At 67.4% G+C, this 402-nt stretch carries 1 pseudogene; it reads left to right on the top strand.

Annotated features, from left to right (window positions below):
* Positions 1–44: 44 nt before the first annotated feature.
* Positions 45–402: pseudogene (locus EN935_RS41705) on the top strand (energy transducer TonB); the annotation flags it as partial.

The following is a 402-nucleotide window of genomic DNA, read 5'->3' on the forward strand; positions in this document are numbered from 1 at the left end:
TGCCGGAACCTGTAAAACGGCAGACGGTCACTCCGGACATACTGGTGGCCGGCGCCCCCCGCCCCGATGACCAGAGCGTGGCTCCCAAGGCCGAAACGCCGGCGCAGCCGACCGTTCGCCCCGAGAGCGCCGAAGTGCCTGTCGCCGTTCCGGAGCAGCCGCCGATCCCCAGCGCGAGACCCAGTCCGGCAGCTGCCCCAGCAACGGCAAGCGAACCATATGAGAAGCGCGGCACGGCGGATGGTCGGGAAATCAAGGCCGCAATCGCCAGCAAAGGCAGAAAACAGACCGATGCCGGCAACGCGGCGGCGTCTCGCTATAGCGGCGAGGTGGCCAGCAAGTTGGCTCGCGCCAATCGCCGCGTTTCGAAAGCGGCGCAAACGACAGCCCGCAACAACGCCA

Source organism: Mesorhizobium sp. M7D.F.Ca.US.004.03.1.1 (assembly GCF_003998635.1).
In the GTDB taxonomy this organism is placed as follows: Bacteria; Pseudomonadota; Alphaproteobacteria; order Rhizobiales; family Rhizobiaceae; genus Mesorhizobium; species Mesorhizobium loti.